Origin of the sequence: Methylobacillus draconifructus, assembly GCF_045984385.1 — a bacterium.
GTDB lineage: Bacteria > Pseudomonadota > Gammaproteobacteria > Burkholderiales > Methylophilaceae > Methylobacillus > Methylobacillus flagellatus_A.
The window spans coordinates 69,435-85,393 of record NZ_JBJQIJ010000006.1 but is presented as its reverse complement, the minus strand read 5'-3'; the positions used below and the strand labels follow the sequence as shown (position 1 = coordinate 85,393).

The following is a 15,959-nucleotide window of genomic DNA, read 5'->3' as shown; positions in this document are numbered from 1 at the left end:
ACCATAAAGCCTGAAAGCACGCTCATGCCCACCGTTGAAGCCAACCTTGATCACCTGAAAATCCGCATGTCCTCCCTGGCGCTACAGGCGGCCAATGACCAGCCGGATGTTGCTGCTGCCCTGCTGGATGAAGCCAAGGCGGTGATCCAGGGCGCGCAGCCAAAATCTGCATCCACCCTACTCCCAATGTTGGCCAGGCACGCATCCACCAGCGTGCTCGCTGATGTGATTGCTGATGACCTGGTGCTGGCGGAAAACCTGGGTGCTGACAGGCTGGCCAAGATTCAGGCTGGATCCATGATGACTGTGGGTCAGTTCACGAACATGCTGACTGACAAGTTCGAGCTGGATGTCTTTGATAATGCCTCTCTGCAGGCGGCTTACAAGGCTGAGCTGGATATCCCCGATCGCGTGGCCATCAAGCCAGCCGCTGCATTGGAGCGCCAGCTCGCGCAGCACGGGATCAAAAGTTTTTACACCCTACCCGAGCTGGTGGTATCCCATCCCCTGCTGAATCGCCCTGAGGACCCTGCATTGCACGCGGAATTCATCTCGGCACTGGTTTCCCAGGTTTCCTTCCTGGCCAAAGGCCATGGCGCGGTACTGAGTGACTATGAAACCATAGGCACTGAATTCATCAACCTTAAATTTGATCTCCCGCTGGGTAACACCCACCTGGTTGCTGAAGGCTTACTCATGACGATCATGGATATCACCCCCACCCTGGCAACTGGCAAAAGGACGCTGGCTGACCAGGTATTTGAAGGCTTTGATTTCCAAGATGTGCAGATTGTCGCCCGCGATGGCTGGCAGGAGGATGGCAATAACCTGATCCTGGTGGCCTATGCTGAAGTTGAAGGCCAGGAAGACACCAGCAAGATCTCATTCCATGTCGACTTTGATGAAAAAGGCTATGTCATCGATTCGCACGCGTTCTGGATGGACTCAGGTGAGCTCGTTGTCAGGCCTGCAAGGCGCGGCCCCAGCTTTTAACTGAAACCCCGACAAACCCCCTCCCGGTCACTTTATAGGTTGTTCAATGCAACGTTCGTCAGACTCAAGCTATACCTCATTCAGGAAAGCGGTACTTTCCCAAGATGTTGAATCCGTCCGTGGACATATACAAGCAAGTTCCCCTATCCACCTGGATGGGGAAAAGTCATTACTCTTCTATGCGGCGAATAAGTTACGAGAGTGCGCTAGCACTCCAGAGGTGAGGGAGGTATTCGAACTCCTGCTTGAGTATGAGGATGATATAAACCGCCAGGTAGAGACAAAATACTCACCAGCTCATGAGCTGTTCAATTGCACGATCTGCTCCGTACTGGCCTGGTACCAGCCAGTGACATCGCTCAGACTATGCTCACTCAGGTAGATAGCAGGACGATCATGGAACAACTGATCAATGGGCTACGGATCAGTGACCTACCCCTGTTCTATGAGCAATGCGAAGAATTCGACATCAATTTGCTGTGGGAAACGCCAAGAGGGAATGGAATTGAGCTGATCAGAAACAGACTGGGAGATACCTACTCTCCCCCTCCTGACATGCTCGCGCGCAGTACAGTCCAAAAGATTGAAGCGGAGGGGTTTGAATTCAACCAGTCTAAACGCCCAGCTCTAAGGATGTAGGTTGGTAAAACCGACCGGAGAAATAGTCTGGAGGTGACCTGCGCAGGCGTTCTTGGTTCAGGTTTCCCCGGGGAAACTTTTTAAATTCAGATTTCTATGATGCCCTTGCTGGTGACCAGGAGCTTGTCATAGTCGGCCTTGGGTGCGGTATGCGCCACGCCCTCCAGGTGAGCGATACAACGTTCAGGGTTATCCAGGGGTAAATCACCGATAAAATCGCGATCCAGCCCCACCAGCTGAGCTGAGTGAGTTTTTCAGCGAGCTCAGGGGCAAAGCGGTACCGGATTATTTTGGCTGGGTTGCCGGCGACAATCGCATAGGGTGGTACATCCTTGGTGACCAGTGCGCTGGCACCTATGACCGCACCGTCTCCGATGGTGACGCCTGACATGATGGTGGCGCCGTGGCCAATCCAGCAGTCATTGCCAATCACGGTTGGTAGTGGCGTGACGGTTTTAGCGTACTCAGCTTCATGGTGGCGATTGATGGGATGTGTAGACACCCAATCCAACGGGTGCTGTGCCGGGTTAATGCCAATGGTCACCCGGTTGCCGATCGAGCAGTAACGGCCAATCTGGATCTTGCCGGTGAGGAAGGCATCTGAACGGATGTAGCTGAAGGCTCCAAGGTGCAAGCTGGCTTGAGTGATATCCGCTGACTTAAGGGAGGCGTGGTCTTCAAGCACCAGGGAGCTTTTGGAATCCAACTTGTTGGGTAGGTTTCCAAGCTTGATATTGTGCTGCTTTAGATGACGGCGCCAGAACGGGATCTGCCAAAAGCGCGTCAACATGGGGAGGCTCCTTTCTTCATGTCCTTAAAATTGTAAATTAGTGTTAACCAAATAGCGAGGGTAAAACTCCCGCTGAGCCATATTCGACGTGGCTTGCATCGATACCAAGGCAAACAATGACCATAGCTACACCCGGAAAACTGGCGACCCTGCTCTCCCACGCAAGCAGCGATCAAATGCTCCTAGCATTGAAAGCGGCTGATGACTCCATAGGACATTTCAAAATTTCGAATGCGCCTATTCTTCATTTCATGATTCAACGAGCTATTGATAATGGTGAGTCATCAGTGAGTGCATGGAAGATCTTGTGGGCTTGCAGGATTGCAATCAGTAAGGGAGCGGACGTTAATCAGCTGCACACTTATAGAGCCCAAACACCAAGCGGCAAAATGTCCTGTGTTGACCTGGTATTGGGCTCAAGGGTCGACTTTGGGCTTAAGCATGTTGATGCTTTTAATTTGCTGATGGATCATGGCGCCCAGGTTGTACACCCGCAATGGGAAAGTATGCCGAAATTCCTGATGTGGCTTGCTGACGGATACAACATGGATGCGCTGGGCTATGTGCTTAAAAGCAATCATCTGGATCCAGCGGAGGTGACAGAAGCGATGCTTCTTGAACTGCCCTTTGAGGAACACTCCCATGTTTCGACACTTGGCTACATTCTCTACAAAGCTTCACTTGGCCATCTTAGAAACCTCTCGGACATAATGTCCTACCTGGTACAGGGTGGCTTGGATATCAGTTGTGATATCAAGCTTCCCTATTATGTCGACCGGAAGCCTATTCATGAATACCTGGTCGGTAACCTTGGCCATGAAGAAATCGCCAGGTTGATTGCCGTATCTGCAGGAAAAATGGATGCCCAGGACCTGCTTGTCAGCTCGGCACCCAAAAAGCCAATATCGCGTTTGTGATATAATATAAGCATTCTAACAAGAGTGCTTTTTTCATGACATCTCCAATTGTTTCCAGGACCGCAATTCCTGCCCACGTTCTGCAATTTGGATTCCCAAATCCTATGTCTGCAGCCGTGGACGAAGAATGGATTACGGCAATTCACATCGATCATCTTGGCGACAATCTGGTGTTGCTGATTGATATGCAGGCAGGCAATAAAGGCGCCTCCCTCACCAATACCGTCGAGAAGGCGATTCACCTGGTGGCCGAGAAGTTGCCGGCTGCCGTGGGTGCCACCTGGATCGAGGTGGACAGCGAAGGCTATTTCGATGAGCTGGTCACCAACATCACCCGCGGCATGCCATTAGATCAGGTCACGGTCGACTTTAAGCCATTGCGACAAGGCGCCCACCAGCGCTCGCTGGATGGCTTCCTTGAGAAATTCCAACAGGCTGGCGCCCAAGCATGGGGTCTGGCTAGCCAATTCATCCCGTCACCCAAGAAAGGATTGAAACCATAATGACTACAACCACACTTGAACATGGCATTGTTCTGGTCCCAGAACCGCTTGTAAAGCTAGGCCAGGATGGTTATCAGCGCGTTACCGGCTGGTTAACCGGTGAGCATGTCGGCGCATCCTCTAGTGCGATCGTCACGCGTATGCTCAACCTGCAGAACGGCAACCGTAGTCACCCACACGACGGTAGCGATTTCCACCGCTGCCTCAAATTGCTGAAAGCCGTCCCAGAGTTCAAAGCCAACCTGAACCTGATGCGTGAAGTATCCCCAGAATGGGATGACCTGGTAGACCGCTGGGATGAGCTGGAGCTCAGGCACCGCCAGGCGATTTACCTGGACAACGGTGGCATATTCCATGACTACCTCTATAAGCGTGACCCCAAAGTGGATCTGCTCCCTGGCTTGCCTAAGAAAGTAGGCAGGGTCACGGATGTCTCCGATGCGCCTTTGATCAATGGCCGCCGCTTCGTAGGAGATGCGCACCTCATGCTGTTGCATGACACGTTTGGCTTTAAACCATCCAAAAACGAACACAAGTTCCAGACTCTGGAAGAAGTGATCAATAAAACCAATCGCAACTCCGATAGCGGTCAATTCGAGTTGGTGGTTGAGTTTGGAGATGAAGTTGAGGTGCTAGGCCACACTACTGAATCGAATACCGCCTGGATGCCCAATAAGCCATTCGCATTTGACGCCCAGAATCTGAGCCTGGTAAAAAAGGTCCATCCTAATTCCACGCTACACCAGGGCAAGGGTCGATATGCCACGTATGTAATGGCAGTAGACGATGGCAAGGTGGTGGCCATGATTGCAGGTAAGCACAAATCCCCAGCTATGCCGGTGGAAGTCAGCGACCGTTTGCTGCAAGATGCCAACCTGCTGGGCAAGCCTGTACGTAGCGTGCCCAAGCCTTAACAAAATGGAGCGCAGTTTTTTGGAAACACCATTCGAGCAGACCTTGTTGGAAGATGGCATTGCCAGGTGTGAGCCTGCGGTCGTAGCCAAGGCGATCGATATGGGTGCCAAAGTAAACGCCAAGGTGAGCTCTGATTGCAAAGCCTTCCAAGGGCATGCCGGCGAGATGGCGACATCCCTGGTGAGTAAGCGCCCAAACAACCTAATTCCTGCATTGACCTCATTGCTCTATAGGCAGGCTCACCCCCTGCCCGAGCGTATAGCTGTTGCCAGGTTGATGCTGGATGCGGGAGCCAGCCTATTCCCTGAAGGAAATACGCAGTCTGCACCTGGTGTTCAGCTTTTCCTGCTGTCCTCCAATGCCGTGAACCACATTACCCAGTGGAGTAACCCAAAAGATTTCAATTGGGATGGCGAGGATCTGGAATTCAGGCGCTCCATGCTTGCTTTGCTCTGGGAGCAAAAGCAGGACCTGCATAAAATCTTCCCATCGAACTACTTTGGGTATTACCTCAAGCAAGCGCCTTTCCATGCGTTCATTCTTTCAAGGATACTGGATGTCATCCCTGATGGCCCCAGGAAAGCTTGGTTCAGCTTGCCAATGCGAACTAACGTAGGTCCATTCGATTGCATCCTAAGCACGCTTAAAAGGGACTTCAACGGCGATCCTTATTGGCTCACTGAATTTTTGGATTGCTTTCCATCGTTGATCACGCTGGGCGCGGAATACAAAGATCCAAAAGGCCAGGCACTGACTGAAGCCATACTCAAGATCAATATTCCCCAGCACCACAAGGAAAATACGATACGAGCCATTCTGGCCACCATTGCTAGTTTGGATCACAAGCAAGACGCTACGGCTGGTGGGTCACCCAGGAGAAGGATGTGAGCAGGCAATCCAAAATGAGAGCGAACTGCAGAATAAAACCAGAAGAATGAGGCTATAGGCTCCAAGGCGCTATAGCCTCTGGGGCTAATTAGGCGGCATCCTTAAACTCGGTGTCGTCTTCATTTCCATTGCCTTGCTCACCACCACCTTGATCACCGCCCAGGGCATCCTCAGCCTGCTGAGACAGCAAACCACCCATGTGAAGGATCAGCGAGTCGAGCATTGCGGCCAGGTCTGCAGACAGCACCAAGAATTGGCCAGCCCAATCAGTACCATCTTCCGCAAACTGGCGTGACAGGAATTCACCGTACTTGATGCTTTTGAAGATGAACTTGTCAGTGAACTGGAAGGACACCTTGTCCTGGTAAGTCAGGCCCAGGCTGACGACCGTACGCCCATCGGTAATGAAGTCCTTGATCTCTTCACCGCTCAGGGTGTGGTTCACATATTTGATGGTGGGTTTGCGATCCACTGGCAACACCATTTCACAGCGGTCATCGACGGTGAAGTTCTGGATATCCTGATCCAGGATCCACTTAGTCATCAGGGCTGAAGGCGTGGTAAGGGTATTGAGGAATGTACCTGCTGGCAGGCTGGAATAAGCATTGCGCAGCGAGGCCATGGCCACTTCCGCAGTCTTCACGGATGAAGCTTCAATGAAGATCAAGCCGGTTTTGTTATCAATCCACATCATGACATCAGTGCGCTTGGGGAATGCGCGAGGCAGCAGCTTGGCCTTGGCCAGCACCTTCATTTCCTTGATTTCTTCCTTGGATGGATCACGACCGTTGGAGCGTTCTTTGTACTCCAGCAGCATTTCTTCAACCGTGGTGTTGATCAGCTTGGCTGGCACTGACTTTTTTTCGAATACAAAATTGATCACGTGCAGATGCGTGATTGTGCGCAGGTACTTTTCTGAATCCGGGTGGGGTAGGAAGCCAAAAGCGAACTCATCATTGGCCCCACATGGCACGAAATGCTTATTTTCGAGAGCATCGTTTAACTCGTTCACCATGGAAGCCGTCAGGATGGATGAGAGCTTGATTGCAATGAAATTCTTGATCATTTTGTTAATCCTTGTAATTGCTTATGTGGTATTATATTCGCATTTTTTTAGATTATCCACATGAATCTCAAATTTCCTATGTGGACATTAAGATTTCGCAGTTTTAAGCTGGCAGACAGGACATTACGCCTGGAAGCCAATACCAACTCTGATATAGCGGGGCAAATTGATGACCAACGTGCGGACCAACTCAAGCGAAATAACATCCGAGAACGGCATAGTCCAGGCGGGCATGTATTTCCGTGCCAAACATGACATCGACATCTCAGACCGCCTCTCTCACACTCTTGGGGAAGCGGGTCATCCCAAGGTGATACCAGAAGGAACCGTCATGCTGGTGGCCGATGTCCATCACATCGATCAAAAACCGCACACTGTCATTTTCTTGCCGCACCCCGATTGGATCAATTTTTATAATTACCGCGGCTATAAGATTGATCAAGAGATCAAATTCCTCATAGATGATTTTGCTGCCAGCTTCGAATTTTCCATGGATGCAGAAGAGATTCGTCTTATGGAGCGCGCCAAGGCTGAGAAGCGCATTGCCGAGATCCAGGATGAAATGCGCATGCTTCAGGAAAACCCAAGCGAGTTTCAGCGCCAGTACATGCTCAAGCAGCAGGCCGAAGGCAAGACCTTGCCTGCCTTGGTTATGCCTGGCCGTATCGTCGCTGATGTTACTGGCGCCATTCAAAGTGGAGAGATCGAACAATTCCAGCGCCAGGTTGAGGCCGGCAAGGATCTCATCACCTTTGCTGCCACGACAATCACAGGCCTGGCAGATAAGTTGTCAGATGCAGTCAAGAACTTGACTCCCTATTACGAAGAGCTGGCTAATGTGGCTATCGCCAAGGTCAGTGAAAGCACCAGTAATGCTGCCATCATCATGGATGGCGTTCAAACCCTGGATCTCTGGATTGGCAAGGGTGTGGAAATTTACACCATCCGTGAGGGCAGATCTGCTGACCCCTCTATTCCCATTCATGTGTACCAGGAGGTGCTACAGGTAGCGCCTGAAATGTCTCAGTTCTTCCGCATCCACAACCAATTCAGCATTAACGAATTCCAACAGTTCGTTAAAGCGATCAATGAAAAACCTGAATTGTTGTCAGCCATGATTCCAGCTGAGCGCGGAGTAGTCGCAGTTTGTATGCGCGAAGACTCACTGGATTTTGGTGACAGCCTGGTAAACATGCAGGTCAATCTTGCCAATTATGAGCGCTTCCTGCTGATCAAGGATGGCGAAAATCTGTTCGTGGTGGACTCCCCTCTCTGGCCACACAAGGTACTGCCTTCCCTGTATCCCACAAAAAGCCAGATCGACAAGATTTATGCCGCGGACAACAGTGGTGCGACCATCACTTTCCGTGACCTCTCCTACACGAAGGCAGTGAAGCAGCATGAAAAGATCGCCACGGTCTACAAGCGCTTGCTAGTGTTGTTGGGTGGCTTGCAGACCAGGCACAAAATATTTGGCCCGATCTGCTCCGATCGCGATGCCCTGGCTTTTGTTAGCGAAGGCGCCCAAAACAAGTACATGAAGTTCGTTCATGATCTGGATGGCAATGACATGCTGCCAGGCCAGAAAATCAGCACTTTCCGTGAATATGCCCTTGCCGTAAACAAGCATACGGCTGCAGGCCATAGCATCGCCTGGAACGCCAATGAGCTCATGTGTCCAGATAGCACACCTTCGGCTGTAGTGTGGGAAGGTGACAGGCGCCGTCATTTCAGGCGTAGGCCTACCGAGATTTTCGGAGTGAGCAAAGTCCTCACGGCAAATGGCGAGCTCATCACCAAGGTGGAAACCCAGCATGAATGGCGAGATACCATCCAGAACTCGACTGTATTCATGGATAAGGTCGGTGGTTATGGGTCTGGCATTCCATTCTTGAATCTTGATGCTGTGTTGCCTGAAGAGCTTACGACATACATAGGTCACCGCGAATCCAGAAAGGGTTACAGCAAATACATCGAGGTCTTTAAGTTGGCCAGGGATCATGCCCTTGCGCATGAACGTGAGCACGCTGAGTTTTATGCGATGGCTACTGCCATGGGCATGGGTGTCCTGAATGATTCAAAGCTGGTACGCAACCAGATTCGCTCTTGGCGTATTGCTAATCCTGGTATCAAGCTCACGATCAACCCTGCTAACAAAGATTCCTTGAAGCGCTCTTTTGGTGGGCTTGCTGAGGGCCTGGAGGCCGTCAAAAACGGAACCTTTGCGTCCACGTTAGAACAGCGTGAAGAGAGCCTGGTATTGGTTGAGTGTGACGGCATGGGCGTTTTGACCATTTATTCCACCAAGGCTGAAGGTGATCGAAACGATGTGCTGCTGGATGACAACGAGAACTTGCGCTATGTAGGCAACCTGGATTCTGAACCTGAGATTTCATATTTGCCGAAAGCGGATCTCGCTCAATTACGATTGCATGTTGATGCCGAGCTGTATGCGCATTGGCAATCAATGCAACTGGGTACATGCAACTACCGCCCAGGAGCCAAAAGCAAAGCATTGGCTTTGTTTGAAGACCTGTCAAAGTACGACTGGCTCACCACAAAGCTTGAAGAAGCGCGCGCTCTGGGTAGCCGTGAGGAACAGGAAGCTGCCTTGTCGGAACTTAACAAAAAGCTCGGTGAAAACATTGGTAGGGAATATCAACATGTTGCCATTCCACTAGCCTTGTGCACTTCCCGGAGTCATTTCCACCATGATGAAGGTGAGTCACGTGCAATTTATATGGCTGTGCTGCAGGTAGAGGTCGCCCAATATTTCCATAGGGGCATGCTCACTGAATCTAATGGCAAGCTGAGACATGGGACCGTGACTGTCAGCATCCTCGATCTGAATGATAAGGTTCGTCTGGTAGAGAATGAGGATGGTGACAGGCTGATGCTATTAAGCCGGGACATAAGGCCGAAAAACGAAAGCTACCTTGCTGCAGATAGCACATTTGATGCTGATACTCTGAAGGATCTGATTGAAAAGATGTATACAGTAGAAAGCTGTGTCATGGGTCCAGAGTTACAAACTTCATCAAAAAATGTGAACCGCCCACGACCCTGAAACCATATATCGCTTATGTGGTATAATGTATGCATTGTACAATCGGGGCAAACGTCATGAGTGGCCACAACGCACGTCAATTGTTGGAAAACTTCTACAAGCCCGGCGATGAGCGCAAAGACATTCTTTCACTCATTAGCCGGTGCCCCGATCATCTATTCGAGCAAGAATTTGATAGCTTTGTTGAATCCTATGCTCTATCCCACTTGCAGCACGATCGCAAGATGGCGGGATATCAGCTAGCCAACCAATGGAGCGGTGGCAAAGCTTCTCCCTTGGTGGCAGCAATCCAGGCAGGCAAAGAAAATGCAGCCAGGAAGCTGGTAGAGGCTGGCGCCAGGGTAAATGAGAGCACCGGCCCCTATGATAGCAAGTTGTTTGCCCTGGGCGCTGCAGTCAATCTTGGCCAACACGAAACGGTCAAAATGCTCCTGGATGCAGGCGCTGATCCCAATGCCAGTAACATCAACATGCCGCATTCATTCATTACAGCCTATGATGACCAACAAATGCTCCATTTGCTGGCCAAATATGGCGCCACAATTGATGATCTCAAAGCCAGGCATCCAATGGCTTCAACCGTTACCATTCGTTGCATTCAAGAATCCCTGCATAATCCGGCTGGGCATGGGATTGATGAGCAAAAACCTCGTTCCAGAATGCATCCGTAGCGCCAATATGAATTGACTTTTAATCGTGTTTGTGGTATATTAAACGCAATTTGTAACAACATGCCCAAACCCGATGAATCCAGATTTAGGCCAATACTTCACCCCCACTTGGGCAGCTGAAGCAATTCTTGAGCGATATTTCCCGAATATCGATGCCGAGGTCGGCATTGTAGAGCCTTCGTGTGGACCTGGTAGCTTTCTATCCGTGCTGCCAAGCCAAGTCCCGGTTGTAGGCGTTGAAATCGATCCTGCACTAGCAGCGCTTGCCTCTCAGCATACTGGCCGCCAGGTAATCCTGGGCGACTTTAGCCAGGTCGACATTCCATTCGAGCCCTCGCTGATTATTGGCAACCCGCCCTTCTCTCTCGATGTGATTGACCAGTTCCTGGTAAGGGCACATGACATTTTGCTACCCCACGGCCGCGTTGGCTTCATCTTGCCCGCCTATGCGTTGCAGACTGCAGGCCGCGTTGCTGAGTATTCCTCCAGGTGGTCCATTTTGAGTGAAATGATCCCAAGGAACATTTTCCCGGGCCTCAGCAAGCCATTGGTGTTTAGCGTGTTCACAAAGGACACCAGGCGCGTGCTGGTGGGCATGGCGCTCTACTTTGAGACCCATGACAAGAATCGCCTTGCAAAGCCCTACCGTGACGCCTTGTCCGCAAGTGTAGGCTCCATCTGGAAGACCGTATGTAAAACGGCTATCAAGATGCTTGGTGGTGAAGCTTCTCTGCAGCAAATCTATGGTGAAATTGAAGGCAACCGCCCTACTACAACCAAGTTTTGGCGCGAGAAAATCAGGCAAACCCTGCGTCTCAACCCTGATGAGTTCAAGGTTGTTGGCAATGCAACTTATGCGCTGGTGGCCCAATGAGTAAACTCTTCCTCCAGGTACCCTATGCCGAAAAGAATGAGGCCAAAGCCTTGGGGGCCAGATGGGACTCCCAGGCTAGCAAATGGTATGTCCCTGATGGCATAGACCAAGCGGCGTTTGCAAAATGGGCTGGTGCCATTGCGCAACAGCCTGCAACACCACCCTCCCCTGCCCCGATCTCAAGCAATGGCAGAGGCAATGGGCAAGCCGCTCAATCAAATGACAACCACCAGACCCTTTCAGCGTTCCTTGGATCCGTTGGCCAGGTCATCAGCAAACATTTCACAGCACCTACCTGGATCCAGGTTGAGGTTAGCAAGGTAAATAACAGGTCGGCGCATGCCTATTTTGACCTGGTGGAATATGACGACACTGGCAAGGAAGTGGCCAAGGCTCGCGCTTCTTTGTGGTCCAGTAAAAAGAATAAAATCTTTGATAAGTTTAAAAAGGTCACAGGCTCGGACATTGCCGATGGCATGAAGCTGCTATTCCTGCTGAAAGCTGAGTTTGCACCTCAGTTCGGCTTTGGCTTCACCATTGAGGATGTCGATCCAGCTTATACCCTGGGCGATATGCAAGCCAAGGTCAAAGCCATCAGGGAAGCCCTGATCAAAGCTGGCATTTATGGTGAGAACAAAAAACACGCTGCACCGGTAGACTTTACGCGCGTAGCTGTCATCAGCCCTGAGAACGCTGCCGGCCTGGCTGACTTTACCAGGGAAGCCACGATCCTCCAGGATGCAGGCCTATGTGAATTTGCTTACTTCTCAGCAGTTTTCCAAGGCAAGGATGCCTCTGAGTCCATTCGGCGCGCATTCAGGCAGATGCTAGATGAGCACACGAAAAACCCCTTTGATGCCCTAGTAGTTATTCGCGGTGGTGGTGCTGCAGCAGATTTGGCCTGGCTCAATGATTATGAACTTGCTGAAGGCATTGCCCTAATGCCCCTACCCGTCTTCACAGGTATTGGCCACCAGATTGATGACACGATCCTGGATGAAGTCAGCTTCAGACGTTTTGACACCCCTTCCAAGGTTTCAGCTTTCATCACCAGCGTAATCGTGACCAATGCTGAAAACGCTGCCAACAATTACCTTGCCATCATTACAGGGGTTGGCCGTGCAATTGCAATGACTGAGGGTAAATTGAATTTGCTCATGGGCTCAATTCGCTCAGATGCTATGCAAACCCTTCAAAAAGCTGAATCGCAGATTGATATGCAGGTCGTGAAATTACAGGAAGGCGCCCACAGCGCGTTAAATCGGGCTGACCAATACCTGAATACCACCATGGCGGAAATAATCGGTCTATCGCCTAAGAAAACGCAGGAACGCGGCTATGCAATTGTCCGCGGACCATCTGGGCGCCCTCTTACCTCGGCCGAGGCAATCAAAGACCAGGACTCCGTAAGTTTGGACATGCACGACGGTTTAGTTAAATTAGAAGTAATAAAGGAAAATTAAAATGACGACATATTCTCAAACTTATGCACACCATTATTCAAATCTAAAAGGTATTTCTGAGAAAATCAGAAATCAAACTGAACCTGATATTGACCAACTCGTACCCCTGGTTGACAGCGCCCTCGCCTCGGTCAAGTTCTGCAAAGAGCGGATCGCCCAGGTCAAAGCCATCCTCGGTGATAAGCTGCCCACGGAAATTGACAACGCCTAGTGCCCAAGCAGCCACCCACTGGCTCTCCAATACGGGTTTCCCCGGGGAAACCCATATCTTTCATCACCTTACAGCACCCCTCTTTGTATCCTCTCTGGATAGCCACCACTTCCACCGACCTCGCCCAGGCAGTTATCTGAGGTTTCCCCGGGGAAACCACGACATATCAATCACTTACAAGACCACCAATCAAACAGGCCACATGGCGTGCACATACTGCCACGGCTAAATCCATAAGCTAAGTGCCTGATACCAGTTAGTTTCCCCGGGGAAACTTATGCTGCCATGATCGCCTTTTATCCCAAGAGCGGCAGGGGAGGGCGCATGAGCCGGGTTATCAGGAATTTGTTGGCGGCAATTCTAGAAATCAACTATGAATATCTATAGTCAATTTGATTCAAGCCTTGCAATTCTCAATATTTTAATTAAAATAGCAACACAATCCTATAAATATTAAAGGAATTATATGTCTTGCAAGATTATTACCGTGTTCAATGAGAAGGGTGGCGCGGGCAAGACCACAACCACAATGAATCTGGCTGGCACCCTCGGCATGCGTGGATTCAAGACATTGGTTGTTGATTGCGATGACCAAGGCACGGCCACCAGGTGGGTCGCGGAAGCGGAAGATGACAACCAATTCCCGGCGATCGTCACCAACTTATCGCACATGGGCGACAAGATGCACCGCGAGATCGGTAAATACATTGATCAATACGACTTCATCATTATTGATTGTCCACCAGGCAAGAAGACAAAGGTGCCGGATAACGCAATGAAGGTTTCCGACCTGGCAATCATTCCCCTCAACCTCACGCCGCCAGATCTATGGGCATCTAATGCAGCCAAAGCAATTGCGCTGGAAGCCAAAGAATTTAATCCGGAATTGACGATTCAATACCTGGCCAACAACGTCCATACCAATCGTAGCGTGGGCAAGGAAATTCTTGATATTTTGCAATCAGATACAGAAGTTGGCATTTTCAAAGCCAAGCTTGGAAGCCGGGTTGCATTCCAAACTAGCGTCATTAATGGCACTACCGTTCATTCTGAGGAGGGCAATGAAAAAGCCGTCCATGAGGTTAATCATCTGACCGATGAGGTGCTGTCAATATTAGGAGTGAAAAATGGTAAAAAAGCTGGGTAGTAAGTTAAGCGCATCCATCAGCAAAAACCCCGATCCCTTAGCCGGCAGATTTCAACGCCTGGAAAAAGCCGAGGCAGGGGAGGGCGGTGAGACAGCGGTTGCTGAGAAGGTCAGTCCACCAGCCCCAGTAACTGCCGCTGTTGATGAAGCCACCGACAAGTCGACAGCTGAGCACGCGTATATTCCGATTAACCTGGTAGACGATAACCCTTACAACGCCAGGACCATCTATCAAGAGCATATCGTTATTGAACGTGCGGCATCGATAGCGGCCAATGGTCAAACCAATGCGGTAACAGTCATAAAATTAAAAAATGGCCGTTACCAACTTATTGACGGTCATTACCGTAAGCGCGCTCTATTGCACCTCGGCAGCAAAGAAATCCTGGTCAGGATCGTGGATGCTGAAAGTCCCCTGGAGCAATACAAACTATCGTTCGCTGCCAATGACCATCGTAGCGGGCAAACGCCACTGGATAACGCCCTGGCTTGGAAAAAGCTGATCGATGACGGTATATGCCGGACCGAAGAAGAGATTGCTCATGTCACCATGGTGCATAAGAGCTGGGTCAACAAAATCCTTTCCCTAACTTATTTGCCTACAACCCTGCTGGACCTGATTGCAGAAAATCCTGACAAGGTTTCCCAGTCGGTTGCATACGAAGTGGTCCAATACTTCAGGCAGAGCGAAAACAATGAGCCCCTAACGGAAAGGCTTCTGAGAAACGTCATTACTGAAGGCTGGGGCAAGCGTGATGTTGAGGCCGAAAGGAAGCGCCTGGTTGAGAAGCCAAAGCGTACGCATGCTATGTCTCGCCAATTCAAGATCACCAGGATGACCGGCGTGAGCGGATCACTGAAGGACTGGGGCAATGGCAGGGTAGTGCTGGACGTCAAAATTCAAGACGATGAGAAACGAAAGAAAATCCTTGAGCTCATCAAGAAGGAAATGGATATCACAGAGTAAAATCCATTATCTGGTATACTAAATGCTATGTACGAGATTCATGAGCTGCTAAAGTAGGAAAGGTACGAGGGCATTGAAAGGCTCTTTGCCGGCCCAGCTTATGACTCTCCTACTGTAATGCACCAGGCCGGTGGATCTCCGGCCACCTTCGTGAGCGTCATCAGTGTCATTGCTGAGTCTGGGGATATCGAGGCAGCAAGAATTGCACTCGATGCCGGCATCAATCCCAATCAAACTGCTGGCAAAGCCAACAGTACGTATTTCCACCCATTAACGACCGCGACTTATCATGAGCATACAGAGCTATTCAGCCTGTTGCTCCAGCGCGGGGCCTGCTTATCCAAAACAGCAACAGGCGGCATCAAAGAAATGCTCCAATGGGCATCCAATGGCAATGTTGATCTACTCAACCTGTGCCTGGATAACCTCAGACCCAATCTTGAATACCTAAACACTGATGGACAAGCCAATGCGCTGGCCCTTGGTGTGCTAGCAGCCAAAATTGATTGGCCAAACATCGATAGGGCAGGGGAGCTGGTTGAATTCCTCGATGTGGACCTGCTGGCTGCGGCCATGGTGTCCATGTTCAGATCCAACAGTCAGAATCCTGGTGATCCAGATTGGTTGCAGCGCATGCATGCTTTCTACAATGCCATCCCCGAGGATAAATCAGAGCCCATCCTGATGAGGGTGGCGGCAAGGGGAGTCAATGAGCAGGCCATGAAAAGCTTATGGGCAACCCTCATAGCTTATAGCAACACACATCAAGATTCCTCACCTAAAATCTCACGCCGACTTTAGCATTTTCTTGATCTTGGTCGTGCATTGGGTATACTATTCGCATCTTT

At 50.4% G+C, this 15,959-nt stretch carries 16 protein-coding genes; 14 read left to right on the top strand and 2 right to left on the bottom strand.

Annotated elements, in window-relative coordinates; all coding sequences use genetic code 11:
- Window positions 1-24: 24 nt before the first annotated feature.
- Together ACKF11_RS13125 and ACKF11_RS13120 are read left to right on the top strand one after the other, a co-directional pair.
- Window positions 25-993, top strand: coding sequence for a hypothetical protein (locus ACKF11_RS13125; protein ID WP_407997416.1), 969 nt, complete (start codon window positions 25-27; stop codon window positions 991-993).
- 396 nt (window positions 994-1,389) lie between these two features.
- Window positions 1,390-1,632: a hypothetical protein gene (locus tag ACKF11_RS13120; RefSeq protein WP_407997415.1), complete on the top strand. Its 243-nt coding sequence runs from the start codon at window positions 1,390-1,392 to the stop codon at window positions 1,630-1,632.
- A gap of 94 nt (window positions 1,633-1,726) precedes the next feature.
- On the opposite strand, the gene ACKF11_RS13115 is transcribed toward ACKF11_RS13120, so the two are convergent.
- Window positions 1,727-2,422 (bottom strand): CatB-related O-acetyltransferase, encoded by a 696-nt coding sequence (locus ACKF11_RS13115; protein WP_407997414.1) that lies wholly within the window; start codon window positions 2,420-2,422, stop codon window positions 1,727-1,729.
- Window positions 2,423-2,538: 116 nt separating this feature from the next.
- Between ACKF11_RS13115 and ACKF11_RS13110 the strand changes: the two genes are divergently transcribed.
- The 4 genes from ACKF11_RS13110 (at window position 2,539) to ACKF11_RS13095 (ending at window position 5,645) form a co-directional block, all read left to right on the top strand.
- Window positions 2,539-3,339: a hypothetical protein gene (locus tag ACKF11_RS13110; RefSeq protein WP_407997413.1), complete on the top strand. Its 801-nt coding sequence runs from the start codon at window positions 2,539-2,541 to the stop codon at window positions 3,337-3,339.
- 104 nt (window positions 3,340-3,443) lie between these two features.
- The gene (locus ACKF11_RS13105; RefSeq protein WP_407997412.1) at window positions 3,444-3,842 is read left to right on the top strand and encodes a hypothetical protein; all 399 of its coding nucleotides are present in this window, start codon (window positions 3,444-3,446) and stop codon (window positions 3,840-3,842) included.
- Complete coding sequence (locus ACKF11_RS13100; RefSeq protein ID WP_407997411.1) at window positions 3,842-4,756, top strand: hypothetical protein; 915 nt, start codon at window positions 3,842-3,844, stop codon at window positions 4,754-4,756. The genes ACKF11_RS13105 and ACKF11_RS13100 overlap by 1 nt, the downstream gene beginning before the upstream one ends.
- A 19-nt stretch (window positions 4,757-4,775) precedes the next feature.
- Complete coding sequence (locus ACKF11_RS13095; protein ID WP_407997410.1) at window positions 4,776-5,645, top strand: hypothetical protein; 870 nt, start codon at window positions 4,776-4,778, stop codon at window positions 5,643-5,645.
- A gap of 88 nt (window positions 5,646-5,733) precedes the next feature.
- Here the strand turns inward: ACKF11_RS13095 and ACKF11_RS13090 are convergent, their stop codons facing one another.
- Window positions 5,734-6,711 (bottom strand): recombination-associated protein RdgC, encoded by a 978-nt coding sequence (locus ACKF11_RS13090; protein ID WP_407997409.1) that lies wholly within the window; start codon window positions 6,709-6,711, stop codon window positions 5,734-5,736.
- A 169-nt stretch (window positions 6,712-6,880) separates the two neighbouring features.
- On the opposite strand from ACKF11_RS13090, the gene ACKF11_RS13085 reads away from it, so the two are divergent.
- The 8 genes from ACKF11_RS13085 to ACKF11_RS13050 all read left to right on the top strand — a co-directional run bounded on the left by ACKF11_RS13085 (window position 6,881) and on the right by ACKF11_RS13050 (window position 15,912).
- On the top strand, window positions 6,881-9,778 hold the full coding sequence (locus ACKF11_RS13085) for a hypothetical protein (protein ID WP_407997408.1): 2,898 nt from the start codon (window positions 6,881-6,883) through the stop codon (window positions 9,776-9,778).
- Between the two features lie 56 nt (window positions 9,779-9,834).
- A complete protein-coding gene (locus ACKF11_RS13080) occupies window positions 9,835-10,449 on the top strand; it encodes an ankyrin repeat domain-containing protein (RefSeq protein WP_407997407.1) in 615 nt (204 codons plus the stop codon).
- Between the two features lie 73 nt (window positions 10,450-10,522).
- The gene (locus ACKF11_RS13075) at window positions 10,523-11,323 is read left to right on the top strand and encodes a class I SAM-dependent methyltransferase (protein ID WP_407997406.1); all 801 of its coding nucleotides are present in this window, start codon (window positions 10,523-10,525) and stop codon (window positions 11,321-11,323) included.
- Window positions 11,320-12,786 (top strand): exodeoxyribonuclease VII large subunit, encoded by a 1,467-nt coding sequence (gene xseA, locus ACKF11_RS13070; RefSeq protein WP_407997405.1) that lies wholly within the window; start codon window positions 11,320-11,322, stop codon window positions 12,784-12,786. Before ACKF11_RS13075 ends, xseA begins: the two co-directional genes overlap by 4 nt.
- A gap of 1 nt (window position 12,787) precedes the next feature.
- Entirely contained in the window at window positions 12,788-12,997 is a 210-nt protein-coding gene (xseB, locus tag ACKF11_RS13065) for an exodeoxyribonuclease VII small subunit (RefSeq protein ID WP_407997404.1), read from the top strand.
- A 466-nt stretch (window positions 12,998-13,463) separates the two neighbouring features.
- Window positions 13,464-14,144: an AAA family ATPase gene (locus tag ACKF11_RS13060; RefSeq protein WP_407997403.1), complete on the top strand. Its 681-nt coding sequence runs from the start codon at window positions 13,464-13,466 to the stop codon at window positions 14,142-14,144.
- On the top strand, window positions 14,125-15,111 hold the full coding sequence (locus ACKF11_RS13055) for a ParB/RepB/Spo0J family partition protein (protein WP_407997402.1): 987 nt from the start codon (window positions 14,125-14,127) through the stop codon (window positions 15,109-15,111). Before ACKF11_RS13060 ends, ACKF11_RS13055 begins: the two co-directional genes overlap by 20 nt.
- Before the next feature lie 150 nt (window positions 15,112-15,261).
- Window positions 15,262-15,912: a hypothetical protein gene (locus ACKF11_RS13050; protein ID WP_407997401.1), complete on the top strand. Its 651-nt coding sequence runs from the start codon at window positions 15,262-15,264 to the stop codon at window positions 15,910-15,912.
- The last annotated feature ends 47 nt before the right edge of the window (window positions 15,913-15,959 follow it).

Excerpts from the sequence above, each read along its gene's own strand:
- ACKF11_RS13100 (WP_407997411.1), top strand. The coding sequence starts at position 3,842 with ATGACTACAACCACACTTGAACATGGCATTGTTCTGGTCCCAGAACCG.
- ACKF11_RS13060 (WP_407997403.1), top strand. The coding sequence starts at position 13,464 with ATGTCTTGCAAGATTATTACCGTGTTCAATGAGAAGGGTGGCGCGGGC.
- ACKF11_RS13125 (WP_407997416.1), top strand. The coding sequence starts at position 25 with ATGCCCACCGTTGAAGCCAACCTTGATCACCTGAAAATCCGCATGTCC.
- ACKF11_RS13055 (WP_407997402.1), top strand. The coding sequence starts at position 14,125 with ATGGTAAAAAAGCTGGGTAGTAAGTTAAGCGCATCCATCAGCAAAAAC.
- ACKF11_RS13120 (WP_407997415.1), top strand. The coding sequence starts at position 1,390 with ATGGAACAACTGATCAATGGGCTACGGATCAGTGACCTACCCCTGTTC.
- xseB (WP_407997404.1), top strand. The coding sequence starts at position 12,788 with ATGACGACATATTCTCAAACTTATGCACACCATTATTCAAATCTAAAA.
- ACKF11_RS13115 (WP_407997414.1), bottom strand. The coding sequence starts at position 2,422 with ATGTTGACGCGCTTTTGGCAGATCCCGTTCTGGCGCCGTCATCTAAAG.
- ACKF11_RS13080 (WP_407997407.1), top strand. The coding sequence starts at position 9,835 with ATGAGTGGCCACAACGCACGTCAATTGTTGGAAAACTTCTACAAGCCC.
- ACKF11_RS13085 (WP_407997408.1), top strand. The coding sequence starts at position 6,881 with ATGACCAACGTGCGGACCAACTCAAGCGAAATAACATCCGAGAACGGC.
- ACKF11_RS13110 (WP_407997413.1), top strand. The coding sequence starts at position 2,539 with ATGACCATAGCTACACCCGGAAAACTGGCGACCCTGCTCTCCCACGCA.
- xseA (WP_407997405.1), top strand. The coding sequence starts at position 11,320 with ATGAGTAAACTCTTCCTCCAGGTACCCTATGCCGAAAAGAATGAGGCC.
- ACKF11_RS13105 (WP_407997412.1), top strand. The coding sequence starts at position 3,444 with ATGTCTGCAGCCGTGGACGAAGAATGGATTACGGCAATTCACATCGAT.
- ACKF11_RS13090 (WP_407997409.1), bottom strand. The coding sequence starts at position 6,711 with ATGATCAAGAATTTCATTGCAATCAAGCTCTCATCCATCCTGACGGCT.
- ACKF11_RS13075 (WP_407997406.1), top strand. The coding sequence starts at position 10,523 with ATGAATCCAGATTTAGGCCAATACTTCACCCCCACTTGGGCAGCTGAA.